The organism is Rhodococcus sp. WS1 (assembly GCF_003797745.1).
Classification (GTDB): Bacteria; Actinomycetota; Actinomycetes; order Mycobacteriales; family Mycobacteriaceae; genus Rhodococcus_F; species Rhodococcus_F erythropolis.
Window position 1 is genome coordinate 403,015 of sequence record NZ_RKLZ01000002.1, and the last position, 19,322, is coordinate 422,336.

Annotated in this window: 19 protein-coding genes; 7 read left to right on the plus strand and 12 right to left on the minus strand. The window is 62.0% G+C overall.

Going from position 1 to position 19,322, the window contains the following annotated elements:
- Positions 1-16: 16 nt before the first annotated feature.
- Positions 17-562, plus strand: a complete 546-nt coding sequence (locus tag EEB12_RS14390; RefSeq protein ID WP_024487904.1) for a ferritin — start codon at positions 17-19, stop codon at positions 560-562.
- On the opposite strand, the gene EEB12_RS14395 is transcribed toward EEB12_RS14390, so the two are convergent.
- From EEB12_RS14395 to EEB12_RS14410, 4 genes are read right to left on the minus strand one after another with little or no spacing between them, the layout of a single operon-like run.
- A complete protein-coding gene (locus EEB12_RS14395) occupies positions 559-1,377 on the minus strand; it encodes an alpha/beta fold hydrolase (RefSeq protein ID WP_003944129.1) in 819 nt (272 codons plus the stop codon). The two genes, EEB12_RS14390 and EEB12_RS14395, sit on opposite strands and share 4 nt — an antisense overlap.
- 53 nt (positions 1,378-1,430) lie before the next feature.
- Entirely contained in the window at positions 1,431-2,345 is a 915-nt protein-coding gene (locus tag EEB12_RS14400; RefSeq protein ID WP_021342421.1) for a DUF5926 family protein, read from the minus strand.
- Positions 2,346-2,356: 11 nt separating this feature from the next.
- Positions 2,357-3,121 carry a glycerophosphodiester phosphodiesterase gene (locus EEB12_RS14405; protein WP_020968088.1) on the minus strand — a complete coding sequence of 255 codons (765 nt, stop codon included), beginning with the start codon at positions 3,119-3,121 and terminating at the stop codon, positions 2,357-2,359.
- Positions 3,118-4,077: a DUF4328 domain-containing protein gene (locus EEB12_RS14410; RefSeq protein ID WP_047889369.1), complete on the minus strand. Its 960-nt coding sequence runs from the start codon at positions 4,075-4,077 to the stop codon at positions 3,118-3,120. Before EEB12_RS14410 ends, EEB12_RS14405 begins: the two co-directional genes overlap by 4 nt.
- A 415-nt stretch (positions 4,078-4,492) precedes the next feature.
- On the opposite strand from EEB12_RS14410, the gene EEB12_RS14415 reads away from it, so the two are divergent.
- Together EEB12_RS14415 and EEB12_RS14420 are read left to right on the plus strand one after the other, a co-directional pair.
- Positions 4,493-6,274, plus strand: coding sequence for a hypothetical protein (locus EEB12_RS14415; RefSeq protein ID WP_141487984.1), 1,782 nt, complete (start codon positions 4,493-4,495; stop codon positions 6,272-6,274).
- A 16-nt stretch (positions 6,275-6,290) separates the two neighbouring features.
- Complete coding sequence (locus tag EEB12_RS14420; protein WP_070384785.1) at positions 6,291-7,220, plus strand: LLM class F420-dependent oxidoreductase; 930 nt, start codon at positions 6,291-6,293, stop codon at positions 7,218-7,220.
- Positions 7,221-7,235: 15 nt separating this feature from the next.
- On the opposite strand, the gene EEB12_RS14425 is transcribed toward EEB12_RS14420, so the two are convergent.
- The 3 genes from EEB12_RS14425 to EEB12_RS14435 all read right to left on the minus strand — a co-directional run bounded on the left by EEB12_RS14425 (position 7,236) and on the right by EEB12_RS14435 (position 9,774).
- Complete coding sequence (locus tag EEB12_RS14425; RefSeq protein ID WP_223257952.1) at positions 7,236-7,832, minus strand: hypothetical protein; 597 nt, start codon at positions 7,830-7,832, stop codon at positions 7,236-7,238.
- A 111-nt stretch (positions 7,833-7,943) separates the two neighbouring features.
- Complete coding sequence (msrA, locus tag EEB12_RS14430; protein WP_141487985.1) at positions 7,944-8,657, minus strand: peptide-methionine (S)-S-oxide reductase MsrA; 714 nt, start codon at positions 8,655-8,657, stop codon at positions 7,944-7,946.
- Positions 8,596-9,774, minus strand: coding sequence for an acyltransferase family protein (locus EEB12_RS14435; protein ID WP_166655136.1), 1,179 nt, complete (start codon positions 9,772-9,774; stop codon positions 8,596-8,598). The genes msrA and EEB12_RS14435 overlap by 62 nt, the downstream gene beginning before the upstream one ends.
- A 260-nt stretch (positions 9,775-10,034) precedes the next feature.
- Between EEB12_RS14435 and EEB12_RS14440 the strand changes: the two genes are divergently transcribed.
- Positions 10,035-10,658 (plus strand): superoxide dismutase, encoded by a 624-nt coding sequence (locus EEB12_RS14440; protein WP_003944189.1) that lies wholly within the window; start codon positions 10,035-10,037, stop codon positions 10,656-10,658.
- Here EEB12_RS14440 and EEB12_RS14445 read toward each other — a convergent pair whose 3' ends face one another.
- The 4 genes from EEB12_RS14445 to EEB12_RS14460 form a co-directional block, all read right to left on the minus strand.
- Positions 10,659-12,005, minus strand: coding sequence for a hypothetical protein (locus EEB12_RS14445; protein ID WP_021342413.1), 1,347 nt, complete (start codon positions 12,003-12,005; stop codon positions 10,659-10,661).
- 44 nt (positions 12,006-12,049) lie between these two features.
- Positions 12,050-13,198 (minus strand): AI-2E family transporter, encoded by a 1,149-nt coding sequence (locus EEB12_RS14450; RefSeq protein WP_019746362.1) that lies wholly within the window; start codon positions 13,196-13,198, stop codon positions 12,050-12,052.
- Complete coding sequence (locus EEB12_RS14455; RefSeq protein ID WP_019746361.1) at positions 13,188-13,760, minus strand: HdeD family acid-resistance protein; 573 nt, start codon at positions 13,758-13,760, stop codon at positions 13,188-13,190. Before EEB12_RS14455 ends, EEB12_RS14450 begins: the two co-directional genes overlap by 11 nt.
- 156 nt (positions 13,761-13,916) lie before the next feature.
- Positions 13,917-15,266: a DUF1254 domain-containing protein gene (locus EEB12_RS14460; protein ID WP_046377720.1), complete on the minus strand. Its 1,350-nt coding sequence runs from the start codon at positions 15,264-15,266 to the stop codon at positions 13,917-13,919.
- A 165-nt stretch (positions 15,267-15,431) separates the two neighbouring features.
- Between EEB12_RS14460 and EEB12_RS14465 the strand changes: the two genes are divergently transcribed.
- Both EEB12_RS14465 and EEB12_RS14470 read left to right on the plus strand, forming a co-directional pair.
- Positions 15,432-15,959: a hypothetical protein gene (locus EEB12_RS14465; RefSeq protein ID WP_019746359.1), complete on the plus strand. Its 528-nt coding sequence runs from the start codon at positions 15,432-15,434 to the stop codon at positions 15,957-15,959.
- A 292-nt stretch (positions 15,960-16,251) separates the two neighbouring features.
- Positions 16,252-16,965 (plus strand): TMEM165/GDT1 family protein, encoded by a 714-nt coding sequence (locus tag EEB12_RS14470; protein WP_019746358.1) that lies wholly within the window; start codon positions 16,252-16,254, stop codon positions 16,963-16,965.
- Between the two features lie 3 nt (positions 16,966-16,968).
- On the opposite strand, the gene EEB12_RS14475 is transcribed toward EEB12_RS14470, so the two are convergent.
- Complete coding sequence (locus EEB12_RS14475) at positions 16,969-17,988, minus strand: Lrp/AsnC family transcriptional regulator (RefSeq protein ID WP_019746357.1); 1,020 nt, start codon at positions 17,986-17,988, stop codon at positions 16,969-16,971.
- A gap of 99 nt (positions 17,989-18,087) precedes the next feature.
- Between EEB12_RS14475 and EEB12_RS14480 the strand changes: the two genes are divergently transcribed.
- The gene (locus EEB12_RS14480) at positions 18,088-19,296 is read left to right on the plus strand and encodes an MFS transporter (RefSeq protein ID WP_020968083.1); all 1,209 of its coding nucleotides are present in this window, start codon (positions 18,088-18,090) and stop codon (positions 19,294-19,296) included.
- The last annotated feature ends 26 nt before the right edge of the window (positions 19,297-19,322 follow it).

The following is a 19,322-nucleotide window of genomic DNA, read 5'->3' on the forward strand; positions in this document are numbered from 1 at the left end:
CACTATCTTGGAATTCATGACTTCTGGGGAGACTCACATGACCAAATTCCACGCACTACTCCGAGACCAGATTCGCAACGAGTTCAACGCTTCGCATCAGTACATCGCGACAGCGGTTTACTTCGACAATGCGGACCTGCCACAGCTGGCAAAGCACTTCTACAAGCAGGCTGTGGAAGAGCGTAACCACGCCATGATGATCGTTCAGTATTTCCTCGATCGCGACATCAACGTCGAACTCACCGGCGTCGACGCCGCGAAGGCCGACTTCAAGGATGCCCGTGAGCCCATCGCTCTCGCGCTGACGCAGGAGAAGACGGTCACCGAGCAGATCGTCCAGCTCGCGAGCACTGCCCGCGAAGAAGGCGACTACCTCGGCGAGCAGTTCATGCAGTGGTTCCTCAAGGAGCAGGTCGAGGAAGTTGCCAGCATGACAACACTTCTCACCATCGCGGACCGCGCAGGCGCCAACCTGTTCGACCTCGAAGACTTCGTGTCCCGCGAGATGAGCACCGTCGGTGACACCACCGGTGCGCCGAACGCAGCAGGCGGAACCATCTAGCCTGCAGCACTCACGGATTTTGCCCTCGAGCCGAACGGTTCGCTTCCTGCCAGCAGGATCGAACTGATCAGCTCGGGGGCATCTGTCATCGGTACGTGCCCGAGTCCGGGCAAAACCATCAACTTCGCCTGCGGGAACGGCTTTTTCACGCGCTGCGCTTGGTACACGGGCAGAATGAGATCGCGTCGACCCCACGCAACCGTCACCGGCACAGTGGGATCCACGATGGGCGGCAACACGAAGTCCATCTCGAGACCGAGATCGACGAGTTCGTTGGACACGAGCGAACGGCAGTCGGCCAACGCCGCCGCATAACCGACATGACTCGGATGAGCGAAGAACGCGGCGAGCGCCGGATAGCGAATCAGCTTGTACCGCAATGCACGTGGCAGACCATCGCCCATGAGCTTGGCCGTGCCGCGCAGTGCACGGAACGTGTTGATCGCCCGCACCTGATCGAGGTGATTGACAAAGAACCCGGCCGGCGAAAGAGCTGTCGCCGACGCGACGTCTCCGCGCGCTGCCAGCGAGAGTGCAATCCATCCGCCGAGTGAGTTTCCGGCGACGTGGGCACGCTCCCCCGCCGGAGTCACTTCCTTGACGAACTCACTGACGTCGTCGATCAGCTGTCCCATGACGTCCGGACCGAGTTCGGGTAGCAAGGACTCTCCGTGACCTGGCAGGTCGACCGTGACCACACGGCGATACGGCGTCAGCTGGTCCAAAAGCGAATCCCACGCCTGCCGTCGATGGACGATGCCATGGACGAGCACAAGCGTGGGACCGCTACCGGAGATGTCGTGCGACAAAGTCATGCCGCCAACATTAACCGTAACTTTGCGTAACGCCTATAGTTCTGGCGAAAAAATCAGCGCAGCGTGACCTGGCGTCCGCGCAGGCCGTCGCGCGAGCGCAGCTCGGCCGAGGTCAGCGGAGCATCGACAGCCAGAGCCTCGGCAAGACGCTCACCGAGCTCGACGGTTGCCGCTACCCACTCGTTTGCATGCTTTTCGCGGTCGAGGTCGAAGACGGGGACCAACAGGCCGTGGGTGCGGAACGAGCCTGCGTAGCGCGAGCCCTCACCCAGGTGCAGTCCACCGGTCGCGTGCACGCGCGCCAACGCGAGCATCAGGTCGTCTTCGCTCTCGGGGCGAACCCAACGCAGGTGCGCCTTCTCGCCGGCGTCGACCCACCACGCGGCAACGAGGCCGTCGCCTTCGAGGCGTGCAGAGGGCATGATCGCCGAGTTGGCGTGCTGCACGGTGGCGGCAACCTCAGGATCGGTTTCGACGCCTTCCGGAATCCACCAGTTGAAGTTCTGGTGCACGGTGATGTCGAGCAGAGCCGAGGGATCGACAACCTCGGTGACGGCGGGTGTCTCGGAATCGGGGTTCGCGGCAGAAAGCGCGTCGCCGGGGGCCGCGTCCTTGATCCAGTTCACCGAAGCGGCGAGGTCTGCGCCGAGGTCGGCAGAGTGCGCCTGAACCTGGACACCGACAAATCCGGTGGCCGTCTCGCCCTCGTCGCGGACGAGGGCGGCAACAGCGCCGGGGAGGACCGTCGCCAACGTGACGGGACGGTCGGAGCCGATGACCGGCAACGGTGCCGTGGCGGACGGAACGAATTCGCGCAGCGCGACCAGATCGCACTCGGCGGCAAGGCCCTCGAACGGGCGGTTCACTGCGCCGGCAGCGGCTTCACGCTCTGCTTGGCGTGCCGCCAGCTTCTCTGCGCGTGCGCTGCCCTGCTTCGGTCCACTGTTTCTTTTGCTCTTCTTGGCCACGAGGGCAAAATCTACACGCTGCTCAGCCATTGCTTCGTGCGCCCGGGATGGTTGGTGGCCACCCAACTGACCCCGAGCTCACGACACAGGTCCACATCCGCCTTGTCGTCGACGGTCCAGCAGTACGTCGCGCGACCCGCAGCGGCAGCCCGATCGACCAGATCGGGATGTTCGCGCAGCGCCTTGATCGACGGCCCGATCGCAGTGGCGCCGACAGCCGTCGACGCACCACCGCCGAGGTATCGCGACGCGTCACCGAGCAGGACCGTCGGCAGCAGCGGTGCCGAACGACGCACTCGCCAGACCGCAGTAGCCGAGAAAGACATGACCACCGCGCGAGAGTGATCGGCCGACGGCGGCGACGCGATCCCGAAGCGGTGCAGTTCCGCGAGAAGTTTTGCTTCGACCAGGCCGCCGAACCGCACGGGGTGTTTGGTTTCGATGAACAGCTTCACCGGGCGCGCGAAATCCAGGGCGAGAGTGATGAGGTCGGAGAGAGTCAGCAGTTCGGCCGGTTCGCTCGTCGACCCGTAGTCCAGAGCGTTCAGCGAATCGAGCGTCATCTCGCTGACGATCCCCGTGCCGCTGGAGGTGCGGTCGACCTTGCGGTCGTGAACGCAGACCAGGTGCCCGTCGCGGGTGAGGCGGACGTCGCATTCGAGCCCGTCGGCACCCTCCTCGAGGGCCAGTTCGTAGGCGGCGAGGGTGTGCTCCGGCCGCGCAGCCGACGCACCTCGGTGCGCAACGACGAGTGGACCTCGACGATCTGGGCTCACAGGGCAGCGGTCTCCTTCTCTTCCAACACCGTCTTCTCTTCCAACACCGAGCGCGGCACTGGCACCCATCGAGTTTCCGATTCGGGTTCGCCGCGCCAACCCCTGCGCTCGATCCGTCGGATCACGACGAGCGTCAACGCCGCGGTGACGGCTGCGACCAATGCGATGAACGCGTTCAGCAGAACCCCGTCGGCCATTGCCTGAATCCCCGGGCGTGATCGCCAGTACGCGTTGACCACCAGCAGCAGAGCGCTGAATCCCCAGAAGCCCCACCAGATCTTCACCAGCAGAGTTCCGCGCGGATCGCGGCGGACCAACTCGAAGAGATAAACCGCCGGCATCACGAGGTTGAGGATCGGCACAGCGCAGCCGACGACAACTTCCGACGCTGTGCGCGGATCGGATTCCCCGGCACCTGCGAAGTGTTCATGACGCCGACGAAGTAGCCAGCACACACCGGCGACAGCCGCGAAGACCGAGATCAGCAGTCCACCCAACTGAGTGAAGTACACGGCGGCGTCGGAGACCGTGAGAAGCCACTGCGGGATCAGCGTGGTGCGGTTACGCACCAGGATCGCGTATCTGCCCAGTTCGGCGAACACAGCGAGTCCGTAGAGGATTGTCGCGAGTGTCAGCAACGGCCCGACTCGGTCGGCCATCCGGTCCGCTCGCGAGGGCGGCACCGGTGAGGTGTCGACGACGTCCTGCAGTCCCCACTGCGGGACGGCGTCGTAGCGCGGGGTGGTGAGGCTACGACGCACTGGTGCGTCCCCCACGCCGCGTGGGTCGGACGGTGAGCGCGCGATCCAGCGGAAGCCTCGACGGTTGGGTGGTTGGTAGATCTCGGTGCGGGTGGGGATCAGCAGGACGCCGCTGCAGCGCGGGCACCACTGCGTGGGGCCGCCGACTACGGGCCAGCGTGCGGCGCACCGGGCGCAGACCTGAACGACACTCACAACTTCGATTCTGTCACGCCGTATCGGTAACGGCAGCAAATGGATTCACTCCCGATTTGTGATCGAACCTCCACCGCGTTCACCTGCATTGTTCGAATAATGTGACCTCCGCCACTTAAAAACTCGAGTTATCCACAGTTTCCACAGGTTCATCCACAGTTCTGGATGAATGAATCGGGCTTTATCCACAGGTCACGGGCAAGACCCTGAGAATTTGCTGACAGGTGTTAGCGAACGATGCACAGGCTCGAGGATGAATTTGACACCGCAGGTCAGTGAACTTTTGGGCGTCGGCGTCATTTATCCCGGCAAAGTTCACAATCCATTCAGAAATTGCTCCCGAAAAGACAGAAAAGACCGTTATCCCTTTTTTGCGGGAAGTCGGTTTTTGACACACCTGGAAGCATCACCGTCGATGACTTCTCCACAGCCCGAGCCAACTCTGACGTTCACCCCGAAACGGGTCGCGCAGCTCGCGTTCGTGTTGATCGGATGTCAGCTCGTCATTCGCGCCTGGGTTGCCGCGAGCAATTACTTCTACTGGGACGACCTCATCCTGATGGGCCGCGGAGGACGCTTCCCTCTCTTCTCGAGCGAACTCCTGCTCTACGACCACGACGGTCACTTCATGCCCGCGGCCTTCTTCTTCACCGGGTTGATCACCCGCATCGCGCCGTACAACTGGGCGCTGTCGGCAACGCTGCTCGTCATCGGCCAGGCCGCGGCGTCGTTGGCGCTTCTGCGCACTCTTCGGTTGGTCCTTGGTTGGCGACCGGCGCTGTTGATTCCGCTGATCCTGTATCTCTTCGTCCCGCTGACCCTTCCGTCGTTCTCGTGGTGGGCGGCCGCACTCAACGCCTTGCCGCTTCAGATCGCGCTTGCCTGGGCATGCGGCGACGCGATCAAGCTGTACCGCACCGGACATGTGCGCTACGTGTTCTCGGGCACCGCGGTTTTTGTCGTCTCTCTGCTGTTCTTCGAGAAGGCAGTGCTCGTTCCGTTCGTGGCACTCGCTTTTCTGGTGCTGTACTTGCGCACACAAGGTGAAGGAACGCCGATACGAAGTGCGGTCACGAAGTGCCGACGCCTGTGGACGGCCTGCGCCGCCGTGCTCGCGATCTGGATTCCGGTGTATCTGACAACTGTCGAATCTCCGATCACCGGCAACGGCCGTTCCATGTCCACCGAACTGCTGCATCACGGCACGTCTTTGGGGATGCTTCCCACCCTTCTCGGCGGCCCCTGGCGCTGGGAGCGGTGGATCCCCAGCCCCGCCTGGGCCGATCCGCCGACGGTCTTGGTGGCCGCGGCCTGGGCCGCGCTGCTGACGACGGTCGTGATGACCGTGCGTGCCCGACGCGGCGCTGCCTGGATCTGGGCCGCCGCTGCGCTGTACTTCCTGGCCTCTGTCGTGGCGATGACCGCTACCCGATCCGACGCCGACACCACGTACGAGTTGGCGCAGACCTTGCGGTACTTCACGGATTCGGCGACGGTGTTCGCCCTCGCCGCCGCTCTGATTCTCGGTGCACCTCGGCGGCGTCCGGCCCGGATACCCGTCGCAGTCGCCGCCGGCCTGTCGGCGCTCTTCGTGGTCAGTTCGCTCGTCTCGACCGTCACGTTCGTCGACATCTGGCGCGAGAACCCGACTCGCGACTACCTCGCCAACGCGCGAATGTCGTTGTCACAGAATCAGGATGCTCCACTGCTCGAGCAACCCGTCGCGATCGAAGTGCTCCTTCCCGTCGCCTTTCCGAACAATTTGGCAAGCAATGTTCTCGCGCCACTGCCTGATCGCCCCGAATTCTCTTCCAGCACTCCGATTCTGCGCACCATCGACGACAGCGGACGGATTGTCGATGCCGAAGTGACCTGGACGAGAAGGATTCCCGAAGGAGCAGCACCGAACTGCGGCACCCGTGCCGAAGGCCCGACCGAACTCCCCCTCGACGGCCCCCTGGCCGGCTGGGAATGGACGGTGCAGCTCAATTACCTCGCGAGCACCGACGGAACGATCGACGTTGCGTTGGAGTCCGGTGACGCAGTATCGGTACCCGTGACGCAGGGTATGCACTCGGCATTCGTGCGCCTGGTCGGCCACGGAAACAGTGTGAAGATCACGCCGACAACGCCGGGACTGACGCTGTGTTTCGGCGCCGGACAAGTCGGTGCCGTCGTCCCGACCTCCACAAAATAGTGGCAGAGTGGAAGTCATGGAGCTGCGTATATTCACCGAACCCCAGCAGGGCGCTACCTACGAACAACTACTGACTGTTGCCCAGACCGCCGAAAAACTCGGCTACGGCGCATTTTTCCGCTCGGACCACTATCTCGCCATGAATTCCGACGGCCTTCCCGGGCCCACCGACGCGTGGATCACGCTCGCCGGAATCGCCCGCGAAACATCCACCATCCGCCTCGGCACTCTGGTGACGTCGGCTACGTTCCGTCACGCCGGACCGCTGGCCATCTCGGTCGCACAGGTCGATCAGATGAGTGGTGGCCGCGTAGACCTCGGCATCGGTGCCGGCTGGTACGAGGAAGAGCACCAGGCGTACGGCATCCCGTTCCCGGCGCTCAAGGATCGCTTCGAACTGCTCGAGGAAACTCTCGACGTAGTGACCGGCCTGTGGCGTACGCCGGTCGGCGACACGTTCGACTACGACGGTAAGCACGTGCAGATCAAGAACTCTCCCGCGCTTCCCAAACCGCACCAGGTCGACGGTCCGCCGATCCTGATCGGTGGCACGGGCAAGAAGAAGACTCCGGCACTCGCCGCTCGGTTCGCGAACGAGTTCAACATCCCGTTCAAGTCCCTCGCGGAAACGAAGGACATCTTTGCGCGGGTTCGTCAGGCTTGCGTCGAGCACGAGCGCGATCCGAACGAATTGGTGTACTCCAACGCTCTCGTCCTGTGCTGCGGCCGCGACGAGGCGGAGATCAAGAAGCGCGCCGAAGCGATCGGACGCGACGTGGACGAGCTACGTGAGAACGGTCTGGCCGGAACACCTTCGGAGCTGGTCGACAAGATCGGCACTTTCGCCGAGGCCGGTTCACAGCGCGTGTATCTGCAGACTCTCGATCTGGCCGATCTGGATCATCTCGAACTCGTCGCAAGCGAGGTCATGCCCCAACTGCAGTGAGGAAAGGTCCGGGATCTACAGCGCGTTCGCGTCGAGGAACGCGCGTAGGTCTCGGTCCCACTGGGCCGAGCGGGAACGATCGAGAAAGACCCGCACCAGCATGAACGCGATGACCAATAGGGACATCACGCTGAACCAGGTGAAAACCCCGGTGACCACGGCTGCGACGTCGGCAGCACTCTGCGTGATCGGAGCTACGGTCTTGTCGCCGTGATCGTTGACGTAGATGGGGACCTCGGTGCCGACGGGCGTCGCCGAGTCGACAGTGACATCACCCGTGTGAACCTCACCGTTCCAGTTCCATTGCGCGCTGGCCATTTCGGTGGTCGGTGCAATGTAATCGGCTGTCGAGGGGGTGGTCTGCGTCGAGTCTGCAGTCGTCGTCGCCGAAATGCTGTGTAGTTCGGCGGATTGTTTGGCGATCAGTGCGTTCTGGCTCGAAGCCGTCGCAGCCCCTGCCCATACCGCGAGAGGCAGCAGAAGAATCGCGAAAATGATCAGACCGAAGGACATGAATCCTTCGATCCGATCACTGCGGCGAACCATCGGATCGTGGCCTACATGAATGGTGCGTCGGAGCAGCGACGCAGTTCCTCGCGTACTACCTGACATTATTAGCTCAGTTCTCTCGACGACACACTCTTACATCGAGATTCCCTTTGTTTCGATCTAGTTGCAAGTGTTAACGAGCTGAATCACATGTGTCCTCCAACACCTGTCCAGTTATTCACTCGGCGGAAGGATGTCCGTCTGCGCCGGAACCTGATCCTGACGGAGCAATCCGACCGGGCAACTGACGCCGGTGGCATGCACCGGGCAGTAGCCGCCGGGGTTCTTCGCCAAATACTGCTGGTGGTAATCCTCCGCGTAGAAGAAGTCGCGCAGCGGACCGATTTCGGTGGTGATCGCGCCGTATCCGGCTTCGGCAAGTCGTTCACCGAAAGCGACGGCCGACGCATGAGCGATTTCTTCCTGCTCGGCGGACGTCGTGAAGATCGCCGAACGGTACTGCGAGCCCTGGTCGTTACCCTGACGCATCCCCTGCGTCGGATCGTGGTTCTCCCAGAAGTGCGCCAGGATCTGCTCGTAGGCGATCACTGCGGGATCGAAGACCACCAGCACCACTTCGGTGTGACCCGTACGTCCGGAGCACGTTTCTTCGTACGTCGGGTTGGGGGTGAAGCCTCCCGCATAACCCGCAGCGGTTGTGTACACACCGGGAAGCTGCCAGAACTCCTTCTCGGCGCCCCAGAAACAACCCATCCCGACGACGACGGTCTGCAGTTCGGCCGGAAACGGCGGCGTCAACGGATGCCCGTTGACGTAGTGCGCGGTAGGTACCGGCATTTTCTGCTCTCGCCCGGGCAGGGCGTCCTCAGGCGCGATCAGCGTGGATTTTGCGGACGCTCGTCCCAGAATGTCGTCGTACCAGCTCATGCTTCGATGCTACGCGTGAGCGGCTGTTTCGCCACGCCGTGACCGCGCGGGCGCCGGGCAGCTCCACCCACCGGTAGCCGATTTCTGCTACCGCGGCCGTTGCCAGAAGGAACAGCGCGAACGCCAGCGTCGGTCCGACGTGCAAAACGGTGTTCTCGACAACGCGGTACAGGATCAGGGTGTGCACGAGATAGATGATGTAACTGCGCGTCGAAAGCCATTTCACGACTGACCAGCGCGTCGGGACACCGTCGTAGCGGCCGATGAGAACTACCGCTGCGGCGACTACCGAAATGGTCCACAGGTAGTGCTCGCCGGCCCAGTAGACGCGGAACTGGGTCGCCACGATGATGACATGCATCTGAACGAGGACGGCAACGATCAGCCAGCGGCCGGGAGCGAGCTTGGCCCACGCGAGGTACATGATCTGACCGAGGAAGACAGCCGGCAGCGTCGCGGCGATCTTGGACAGCATCGGCACGGTGTACGGCAACGGCGCGTAGACGTTGTAGAGCAGCACCAGTGAGCACAGTGCTCCGCCGGCGAGCGGCATGACGATTGGACGCAGACGCAATATCGGTCGAGCCGCGACGCAGGCGAGATAGAAGAGGAACTGGACGGTGAGCGTCCAGGTCACTCCGAGAACCGCTACCTCGGGCTTGAGAAAGAATCCGCCGAGAAAAAAGCTCATCAACGCTTCGGTATCGGAAATACCTTCCTGACCGCTGAACATTCCGTTGATTCCGAGGCGGACCAGAAGAATGGCAATCGCGGTTGCCACCCAGAATGCGGGCAGCAGGCGGCTGAATCGGTTGGTCAAGAACTTTCCGGGGCCGTCACGAATCGCGGACCGCGTCACCAGAGCGCCGGTCAGCATCATGAATACCGCGACGCCGACAAAAGAGAGGTGCTGGTTGAGTTCGGCGGGCTCGATCAGAACGCCGTAAACGACGTCGATCACCCACCAGCCCGAGCCGAGATCGTCGATGACGTAAAAAGAGATGTGGGAGTAGATCACGGCGGCAACCGCCAGTGCTCGCAGCAGGTCAGCGCCCGGAAGATTCACCCGAGGCGCGGCCGCCTCTGGTGATTCCGGGAGGAAAACTGGTGCGGGCATCGCGCAAGTTTAAGGTTCCGTTTACCTTTACGACGAATTTGCGCATATTAGCTTACCCTTAGATCCGACTAAGTTCGGTTAACCAAACTTTATTCTTTGGTGATTACTACCTGAGCCGGACTGTTGCGGACGGTGTACGAATGTTATTGGGTGGAAACCCGAAGAATGATTTGCACACACGCGAGTGACGTCACGCCGTGACCGGTGATCGACGCACTCTAAAGCACCAGGGCTCACCAGCCCGCAAAGAAGGGACCCTCGTGTCTGTTTACACGCTGCCGGAACTCCCCTACGACTACGCAGCCCTCGAGCCGCACATCTCGGGCAAGATCATGGAGCTGCATCACGACAAGCACCACGCGGCTTACGTTGCCGGCGCCAACGCTGCACTCGAGAAGCTGGCCGAGGCTCGTGAGAACGACACCATCGCAGCGCAGGCTAACCTGCTCGAGAAGAACCTGGCGTTCCACCTCGGTGGCCACACCAACCACACCGTTTTCTGGAACAACCTCAGCGCTGACGGTGGCGACAAGCCCGAAGGCGAGCTCGCCGCAGCGATCGACGACAACTTCGGTTCGTTCGATCTCTTCCGCGCTCACTTCTCCGCGAACGCCAACGCCATCCAGGGCTCCGGCTGGTCCATCCTCGCGTGGGACTCGATCGGACAGCGTCTGATCATCGTCCAGCTCTACGATCAGCAGGGCAACATCTCCATCGGCCTCACGCCGCTGCTGCTCCTCGACATGTGGGAGCACGCTTTCTACCTCGACTACCAGAACGTCAAGGGCGACTACGTCAAGGCATTCTGGAACATCGTCAACTGGAACGACGTTTCGGCTCGCTTCGACCGTGCACGTACCCAGACCGCAGGTCTGATCGTCTAGTCACAGCTCTTCTTGCGAACGGCGGCGCCTCACCAGGGGCGCCGCCGTTCGCGTCAGCAGAGCGCCACCGAGCAGGACCGTCGTGGCTCCGAAGACCAATGCCAGTGTGCGAGTTCCGGAGTCACCACTGTTCGCGCTGGTCTGATTCACGGCCACCGGATCCGACAGCACCGAGGTCAACTGAACCTGCTGCGGAGTGGTCATCGCCGGAATACCGGATTTTGCGCCGTCGAGGCCCGTGACCAATGACTTGGCGATCCCTTGCAGCGTCGTGAATCCCTGGGTGATCTGATCGGTCACGTCGCCGAGCATCTGCGGTGCCTGATCGGCGATGGGGATGAGTCCGTCGTTCAATTGTCCGGCAGCACTGCTCAGTTGATCGCTCGCGCCTTGCAGCTGCCCGACAGCGGTGCGGACTAGATCACCGAGCTCCGTATCGGGTCCGACCGAGCCACCCAACAGTGCCGGAACGGTGCCCAATTGCGCATTCAGCGCACCGAGATCCGAACTCACACCGGCCAGTTGCGCTGTCACGTCGGGCGGGATCGGAAGGCCGTTCAACGCAGTTTGCAACGTGTCGATCCGTGTCTTCAATTCCGCGGTCGACGACGACGCCTCCCCCAGCGTCAGGCCCAGTGAGTCAGCGCGCGTGGCCAGCTCTTCCGCCGACCCCGACGCCTGATCGACCACGCCGGATACCTGGTCCGCCACGCTCATCAACTCCAACGCTCCCGAGCGTGCGGTCTCGAGATACGGCAGCAGAGTGCCTGCGCCTGCCTTCACCTGATCGATGGACTTTCCGGCCTCATTGGTGCCGGCGACCAGAATCTGTGCGGTGGTGAGGTTTTGATCGATCGAGCGCCGCGCGGCCGAAGTCTGAGCCAGCAAACCCTTGATTCCGTCCGCGCCGACCTGCGCCGATACGGCCCGAGTCAACTCGGCGGACTTCTCCGAGTCCGAGCCATTCACCGCCAGTTCGACACTGGCTTGGCGGGGATCAGTGCCGAACATCGACGCGACGGTTTCGCTGAAGTCTTCCGGCACCGTCAACGTCGCGAAGTAGTTCCCGCCGGGGTTGTCGACCACCTGGAAGTCGAAGTCTTCGTTCTTGCCCAACGTGTCCACCAGGGTGTCGCCGGCCCGAAGTTCCTTGCCGTCGAGCGTGGTTCCCGCGTCGGCGTTCACGATCGCGACGGTGTTCGAGGAATCGGCACCGCCCGCGAAGATCACGAACCCGATCCCCGCCACCGCAGCCGCGACAATCGCGGCCACACCACCCACTGCCAGCCGTCGACCGAGGCGTGACGGCTGGCGGTGGGAGTTCTCGGTGGTGTTCTCGGCGCTCATGGGCGAGACGATAAAGCAACAACTTGTAGAAACACTGAGAAGTTCTAGGTGGGCGCCGGGGTCGGTTTCGCTTCTTCTTTCGGGTCTTCATCCGGTTCGGTTCGAGGACCACTGATCAGGATGTCCGCCCAGCGTGTGGCCGGGTCGATGTCGAGCAGGACGGCCTTCACCAGCAACGAGAGCGGAATCGCCAGCAATGCTCCGAGTGCTCCGAGAACCCACGCCCAGAAGACAAGCGAGAGGAAGGTCATCGTCACCGACAGCCCCACGGCGTCGCCGACGAACTTGGGTTGGATGATGGACTGGATCACGAAGTTGATGACGGAGTAGACGACGATCACCCACAGCATCAGCCACGGCCCGCCCTGCAGGAGTCCCAGGAGCGCCGGTGGGATGACGCCGATGACAAACCCGATGTTGGGGATGTAGTTGGTGATGAAGGACAGCAACGCCCACAGGACGGGCAGCTGAATGCCCATCAGCCACAGCGCGCCACCGTCGAGTACCGCCACGATGAGGCCGAAGACCGTCGAGACGACCAGATATTTGCGAGTGCCGGCGGCAAAGGTGGAGAGCGCGTAGGAGATTTCGGGACGTTGCTCGGACAGCACATTCAACCGTGAGCGGATACTCATGCCGTCGAAAGCCATGAACAGCAACAGCGCGAGGATGAACACCAGATCCGACAGAATGCCGAGCAGACCCTCCAGCCCACTTTCGAGTACGCCCACGACCTTCGTGAGATCGATACTGCTGAGTGTGCTTTGGATCTGTTCGGTGCTGACTCCGAAGTCGGCCAACTTGTCGCGGCCCTCGTTGAGGAGGTTGGTCATCTCCTCGGAGTATTGAGGCAGGATTGTCGCCAACTGGGCCGTCGACACGATCAACGACGCCGCCAACCCGAGCAGAATCAGGTACACGGTGACCAGTGAGCCGAGCATCCCGACCCACTTGGGCCACCCTCGGCGCTGTGACCAATCTTGAATGGGCTGAACGGCAATCGTCAGCACGAGGGCCAGGAATACCGGTCCGAGGATGCCGCCGAACACCTTCATTCCGCCGACGGCAACCACGGTGGCCGCGAGACCGAGCAGGACGATCAGACCGCGCGGGATCGACCAGTTCTCACTACCGGAAAGCGTGGGGATCGGAGCGGGAGCCGCGGCGGCCGGCTTGCCCTTCCTAGAGAACACCGGCTTCCTTTGCCCGGCTTCTGATCTGGAATGCGCCCACGATCATGAAGAGGCCGAACAAGATTGCGTACCAACCCAACAGCCAGATGAGGCTGATGATGCCTTCGCCTGGTGCGATCAGAAGGATGATGCCGAAGATGACCGCGAGCACCGACGCGGCGAGCAGCCATCCCCAACTGGATCCGGGCAGCGCTTTCATCTTGAAGGCGCCGACAATTCCGAAGATTCCGAACATGATGGCGTAGAAGGCAATTATGTACAGAAGTACCAGCGCCGTGATGCCTGGCCAGACCAGCGCGACGATACCGGCTCCCACCGAAACGACGCCGGTGAACACCCACCATCCCCACGAACTCAGGTGTTCGCGGTCCCGGATGGCTCGAACGAGCGTGATCAAGCCGTCGACAATGGAGTAGATACCGAACAGGAAAACCAAGGCCACCACGGTAATTCCCGGCCACACGAGCGCGATGATTCCGAAGATCACGCCGAAGATTCCGCGGATCAGGATCATCCACCAGATCTCTTTGCCGTACTGCACGAACGGATTCTGCGTGACCATCAGTAGCCTCCGAAGCAAGCGGGTGTCTCTGACCGATTCAACAGCTTTTCAAACAGGGCAATACCGACAGATCGTATGGCTATCGTGACCTTTCCGCCCATCGAAACGCGCGGCTGATACCGAGTTGTGCTCTTCGGGTACGAAGCGAGGGGACTTTCAGCCTGCTTCCCGAATACTTGCTTCCCGAATACCGGGCGCAGTCCACGATCCCGAAAGCACTGCAGCCTTCGGCCAGTACAGGCGCAGAAAGACGTTGAAGTCACCGGACGGAGCCGGCAGCCAGTTCCGCTCCTTCTCGCCACCAGGCGACTCGTGCTGGAGATAGATGTCCAACGAGCCGTCGTCGGCGAACACCAGATCACTTCGATCGCCGATGGCATATCGATCGATCGGGTTGTCCACGAAGTACTGTCGCTCGTTCATCATCGTGAGCGACCAAAATCCCTCGACCGGCGGGAGCTCGTCCTTCTCGAAATGAAGTACGTACTTCTTCTCACCGGTCAGAGGCTTACCGTCGACGTCGGTGGTGGCGTGCGGGTACACGGCATCTGCGTCGAGGTTGGCCCCGAAACCGAGCCAGACGATCAGAGCCCGCTGAGCGTAATGAGTCCCGTAATGCCCCAAGCCGCGGTGCATCGTCCAGCCGTTCTTCGGATTGCCTTCCGCCTCCTTGGCGATCTCGCTCAGCACGTCCATTCCGGTCCTCGCAGCCCGGTCGAGGGCATCACGCACCTCTTGCGGGCGCGACTTCCAGGGCAGCGAGGAGCCGATTCCGATGTCGGACAGCTGTTTCATCATCTCGGTATCCTCCGGACGCGGAGGATTGTCGTCGAGAAGTGCGTCGAGCGTGGTGAAGAAGGCCTCGCCGTCCATTGCGGCCACCTGGTCCACCGGCGGTGTGCGCGTGTCGACAGCAGAGTTCACCGGAACTTCTCCGGGCGTGTAGTCCTGCGGGTCACCCGTCCATTCCGACAGTGGTGTGAGTCGCGTCCGGTCCTGCAGGCTGTGCACTTCGGCCAGGTCTGTTCCCCCTGACGTCGCGTAGCGGGCGACTATCCAATTCATCGCCGTCGGAGACCGCAGCAGCGTCAAACCCTTGGGCACGTTGCCTTTCCAATTCGGTCCGGCCACCAGGTACGGCCCCCCGGTGCGTCCTACCGTCCGAGATCCCGGCACCGTGAAGACGTCGCTCCACGCGTCGAGGATGGGGACCAACCAGTACCTGGTGCCGAAGTCCGGCAGCGAGAGCACCTGCGGTTCCGTCGAGACGTCCAGCCACCCCGACGAGTAGAGAGTGTCCGCGTTCGGCGAGACGACATCGGTGAAGCTCGCGTCGGGCGTCGTACGCGCATAAGCGAACTGGTTGAGCGGGGCTTTCATCGCCACCGGGGTCGGCGTCGCCGTCATGACGTCACGCGATACCGCCGCAATCAACAGGGGATACCCGAAGATCCACGCCTGCGTTGCCAGGTCTTCTAGCCGAGAACGGTTCTTCGACAGAGTCATGCCTGCGCATACCACCGCTCTCACCAGCGCAAACCTGGCTGGCACTCTCCCTGTCTTGTGTGCCAGTACCGAATAGGTGCATATTTCGATTACCCAACGAGGTGTGCCGGACCGACGCATGCGCGTCAGACCGAGATTTGCCCCAGCACCGAGGGAGGAACAGAAATGAACAGAAACGAAGCAATAGGCATTTCTCCGTTCCAAGCCGCTGGGTCTTTGCAGGGTTTCGTCATTTCCGGCCGTTGGCCGGACACCACCCAGGAGTGGGCGCAGCTTCTCGCCCTGGCTGTCCGAGTGGCCTCGATGCCGGGATTGTTGCCGACGACGACGGTCTTCGGAGTGCGTGAGGACGTTCCCGAGGATCCGCAACCCGGCACTGTCGGTCTGGTGGTTGCCGAAGGTCCGGTGCTCGGCGATTTTGCACTGACACCCGGCCGTTTCTCCGACCATCAGCCGCCGGCACTGATCATGCTGCACCCGCCGTCGGAAACTACCCCCAGCCTGCCGGAATGCGAAGGAAGCGCGTCGGGGTGCGTACTACTGCCAGGACTTCCCTACCTGGGCTTGGAGCATCGTGCGGCCTGGGTGGAGGCGGAGCCGGACGGCACGGTCGTCTCCATGATCAGCCGCGTCGGCATCGATTTGATCAGCGATCCCGACACCGCTGTTTTGGCCATGCTCCTCGCTTCGTGACGGCCGCGGTAAGCGATAAGTTCGGACTCCCAAACTTGCTGTGCGCTTTGCCAATTCGTTTCAGGCGCGCTAACGTGGGGAGCAACGAAGGGGAGTAGCCCCCAATCGCCTGTGTCGACATACTGGTTCGACGCGCTCCGCCTGGTGCGGATCGCGAAGCACCCGGCCTGGCGAACCGAAGGTCCTGTGGCCTCGGTGGGCGAGACCTTCGGCCGGACAAGCGCACTATGCGCCTGCCCAGGCCGGAGGCTCGCATTTTTCCTCCGACCTACACCGACCGGAGGAGTAAACCTTGCTTGCCGCAATACTTTTGAGTTTCGGCGTCATTTTCGTCGCGGAACTCGGCGACAAGTCGCAACTGATGGCAATGACGTTTGCCTTGCGATATCGCTGGTGGGTCGTCCTCGGCGGAATCACCGTCGCCACCACCCTTGTTCACCTTGTCTCGGTCGCCGTTGGCCACTACCTGGGCGTCGCACTCCCCACCGCGGCAATTTCCATCGTCGGCGGTATCGCGTTCCTGATCTTCGGCCTCTGGACCCTGCGCGGTGACGATCTCACCGACGACGAGCAGAACAAGGCCGGTCGCGTCACGCGATCCGCCTTCATCGCCGTCGCGTCGGCCTTCTTCCTGGCAGAACTCGGCGACAAGACCATGCTCGCCACCATCACCCTTGCGACAGACAACGACTGGATCGGCGTCTGGATCGGGTCGACGGTAGGCATGGTGGCGGCCGACGCTCTCGCCATCATCGTCGGCTCGGTACTGGGCAAGCACCTCCCGGACGGATTCATCAAGATCGGCGCCGCGGTGCTGTTCTTCGTCTTCGGTGTCTGGCTGCTGCTCGAGGGCATCTTCCCCGACTCGTCGGCCGGCATCATCGGCGGTGGCGTTGTCCTGGCAGTGTCCGTACTGGGTGCGCTGGCTCGGATGATCTGGAAGCGCTCCCGTGCGACCGACTCCGATACACACCTCGTCGACGACAATCGGACGCCGATCGACTGACGCTCAACGAATAACGTCGCCGGCGCCCCAAATTGCGACCGGGACATGACCTTCCGCCACTCCGCTCGGTCCGAGTAGCTGCCCGAACCGCTTCATCGGGTACAGCGAGACACGTCGATCGAGGATCCGCACACTACCGATTCGGCGGAGTCGATCCTCGACGACAAGACTCTGCGCGAGGCTGCTCAGCCACACGCTGATCAACATGTTCGCTGTTCCGGTAGTCGCCACCAACAATCTGATCTCCGGCCAACTCGACACAAGATTGCCGAGTTCGTCGGTGGAACCGTCCACAGCGACATCGAAGATCACTTCGAACGGTGAACCGACAGCCTGTTGCGAGACATCGCAGCGGAAAATCAACTGTCGCGATGCAGTCAACTGGGCCAAGCGCCGTCGAATCGCAGTCTCGTTCGTTCCACAAATCGCGGCGAGACGCGCATAGCTGGCACGTCCGTCACGGCCGAGCGCCTCCAACAGGGCACCGTCGGACTCACGGAACACTGTCGGATCTGCCGGCGCCGCAGCGGTTGCCAGCTGAGCGCGACCTGCTTGCCCCAGAGCGCCCGGCTCCCAACTGAAGCCGTCTCGGTACACCTTCACCCCGACCCGGCTTCTGATCGACAAGATTCCAGGATCGGCAGCAAGGTGCTCACACACCAAGGCGTCCAAACTCTTCTGGTCGGCGGCCACAACTCCGACGAAGTACTCGTACTCACCTTCCGTCCTGGCCAACAGATAAGCGCAAGCCAGCTCACGTAACCGCTCCCCCACGTCGGCAACCGCATCCTGAGTCGTCCTGATCAGGAGATAGCCGAATATGTGGGTTCGACCGATTGCGACCGCGTTGACCCACGAATGACCGTTCGAGACGAGGCGACGCCACCGGCGGGCGATCGTCGTCGAATCCATGTCGAGTACCGAGGACAACTGCGTCCACGACGCGCGGGGGTTGAGTTGGAGTGCATTGATGATCTCCAGATCAGATTCCGCGATCACAAATGCGTCGGATTCCGGCTTCATCTGCCAAGTATTGCTGGATTACTGCATTCTGACCGGTGATCCCTGCCTGTTTGCCAAAGATATGTGAATCACTTCACAGGTTCACCACTTGGAGGCCCAGTGCTTCGCTCCACCAAAGTCACGGTCGCGCTGCTGTTCGTCGCCTACGCGATCGACTACATAGACCGGCTGGCGATCAACCTCGCCCTCCCTTTGCTCGGTGAGGAGTTCGATCTCGACTACTCCCAGCGTGGATTGATCATCTCCACGTTCTTCATTGCATACACACTGGCCCAACTGCCTGGTGGACTGCTCGCCGATCGATACGGCGCAGTCCGGATGGCTCTGATCGGGTTGGTGGCGTGGAGTGTCTTCACCGGCCTCACCGCCCTTGCGTGGTCGTTCGGGACGCTTCTGGTTGTTCGCTTTCTCTTCGGTCTCGCACAGGGCGTGTTTCCGGCAGCCGCAGTAAAGCTGGTTGCCGAACGCAGCATCCCGGAGCAACGTGCCACCGCAACCGGATGGATGAACAGTTCCAACGCCGTCGGTACGCTTCTCGCCATTGTCGTTGCGGCAGCGCTTCTCCCGTTGATCGGCTGGCGTGGGATGTTTCTGGCCGTCGCGGCGCTCGGCGTACTCTCGCTCGTCAGCATCAAGTTGTGGCTCCCGCCCGCACTTCCGGCGGAGATCGACCACGGTCCGGATTCCTCCTGGGACAACATGCGCACCGTACTTCGCTCCCGCGCGATGTGGCTCTTCGCCTTGATGTTCTTCGGCTACGACTTCGTGATCTGGGGGATGTCGTCCTGGGTTCCGTCCTACCTCCATGACGAACGTGGAATCGCCCTCTCGAGTGCGAGCCTCCTTCTCATCCCGGCAACCGTGGTGGCCGCCGTGACCACCGTCATCGGCGGCCGAATCTCGGATCGACTGGCAGGCAACAGCCGCATCGTCGTAGTGCCGTCCATGCTCGCGTGCATCGTGATGCTCGTTTCAGTTCCTTTCGCCTCCAACACGGCCTTGTTCGTCGTTCTCGTCACCCTCGGATCTGCCGCTGCCTCTTTCGCTTTCATGCCGTGTTTTGCACTCCCACTTCGTAGCCTGCCTTCTTCGGTGGTCGGAGCCGCCTCGTCGATGATCATTTTCGGCGGCATGGTCGCCGGGATTGTCGCGCCGCTGGTGTTCGGATTCATCGTGGACCATCTCTCCTGGTCAGCGGCGTTCGTATCGCTCGCGCTCGGGCCCGTCGTGGCGATCATCGCGGTAATGGCAGCGCCGCAGACCCGAGAAAAGATGCTGAACCTGGTGCAACTGAAAACCGCCAACTGATCATCACCAACCGAAAGAAGATCGAC